The sequence below is a fragment of the Microcystis sp. LE19-84.1B genome (genome assembly GCF_027531875.1).
GTDB lineage: Bacteria > Cyanobacteriota > Cyanobacteriia > Cyanobacteriales > Microcystaceae > Microcystis > Microcystis panniformis.
Genome location: NZ_JAPZSR010000032.1, coordinates 1 through 1,803, shown reverse-complemented (window position 1 = coordinate 1,803; position 1,803 = coordinate 1). Strand labels below are relative to the sequence as shown.

Sequence of the window (1,803 nt, the reverse complement as noted above, 5' to 3'; positions counted from 1 at the left end):
CTATCAATTGGGCGAAAGTCCAAAGATATGTTTTCAAGCTCCAAAAGAGAATATACCAAGCGGCTAAATCGGGACAGGAAGCAAAGGTTAGAAAGTTGCAACGTCTATTGGTAAAATCATACTATGCTCGTCTATTGGCAGTTCGCAAAGTAACCCAAGACAATCAAGGAAAGAAAACAGCAGGAGTCGATGGAGTGATAGCAATATCCCCAGAACAAAGGCTAAATCTAACCGAAGAAATCAAGGGAACACCTAAAGCAAAACCGCTAAGAAGGGTATGGATTCCTAAACCGGGTAGGGACGAAAAACGCCCTCTAGGAATACCAACCATCAAAGACAGAGCTAGACAAGCGTTGATTAAGTCGGCACTTGAACCAGAATGGGAGTCAAAAATGGAAGGAACCAGCTACGGTTTCCGACCGGGAAGGTCTGCCCATGATGCAATATCAAAAATATACATCACCATCAATCAAGGTAGCTACTTTGTATTAGATGCTGATATTGCCAAGTGTTTCGACCGAATTAATCACGACTTTTTACTGTCAAAGATTCATTGTCCAAGTTCCCTGAAAAGAGACATCAAACAATGGCTCAAAGCAGGAGTATTGGATAACGGCGTATTTGAAAAAACAGAAACAGGGACACCACAAGGAGGGGTAATAAGTCCACTACTAGCCAACATCGCACTGGATGGAATGGCAAGATTAATTGAAACACAATTCCCCAAAAAGAAGGGTAATCAAGCTGTTTTAATAAGATACGCCGATGACTTCGTAGTGATTTCACCATCACTCGAAATCATTGAACAGTGCCAAACTGCCATATCCGAATGGTTAAAACCGATAGGATTAGAACTCAAACCAGAAAAAACCAGAGTATGTCACACACTTAACCCCATTGAATATAATGGGAAAACGGAAGAACCTGGTTTTGATTTTCTAGGATTCAATATCAGACAATACCCAGCCGGAAAATACAAAGCAGGTAAAATAACGAAAGGAATACCTAAAACATTCCTAACCCACATTAAACCCAGCCAAAAGGCAGTTAAAGCCCACACAGAAGCGATTAAAGGTGTAATCAAAAAACACAAAAAAGCACCTCAATCAGCCCTGATTAGTCACCTAAACCCAATCATTAGAGGTTGGACTAACTACTACTCAGGAGTAGTATCCACAGATACCTTCACAAAACTAGACCACACAATCTGGTTAATGTTAAGGGCATGGACAGTATCAAGATGCGGTAAAGCGGACTACGAAAAACTGAGAAACTACTTTAGACCGGGTACAGTTAAACTTAGCAATGGGAAAGAAAGACACGAATCTTGGTTATTTAAAACCAAAGATGGGCTTCAATTATGGAAACATAATTGGACACCAATTGTCAGACATACCCTAGTTCGCCCCGACGCTTCACCATTCGACGGAAATTGGACTTACTGGGCGACCAGACGAGGACAAGCAATCGACACGCCTACTAGAGTAGCCAAACTACTTAAGAAGCAACAAGGCAAGTGTAGCCGATGTGGACAATACTTCACTCCATCGGATTTAATTGAAGTTGACCACATTCACCCTCTAAGCTTAGGCGGAAAGGATGAATACAAAAACCTTCAATTGCTACACCGCCACTGTCACGATGATAAATCGGCATCAGATGGAAGCCAAGATGGCAACCAAAAGAAGTCAAGTTGTATCCCTAACAAGGGAACAGTCAAACTAGGAGCCGTGTGAGGTGAAAGTCTCATGCACGGTTCTGAATGGGAGGGGAGGTCGGTGACGACCTTCTCGACCCCTAATA

At 42.3% G+C, this 1,803-nt stretch carries 1 pseudogene; it reads left to right on the top strand.

Annotated features, from left to right (window positions below):
- The first annotated feature begins 2 nt into the window (after positions 1-2).
- A pseudogene (gene ltrA / locus O9324_RS01860) lies at positions 3-1,725 on the top strand (group II intron reverse transcriptase/maturase).
- Positions 1,726-1,803: the final 78 nt, after the last annotated feature.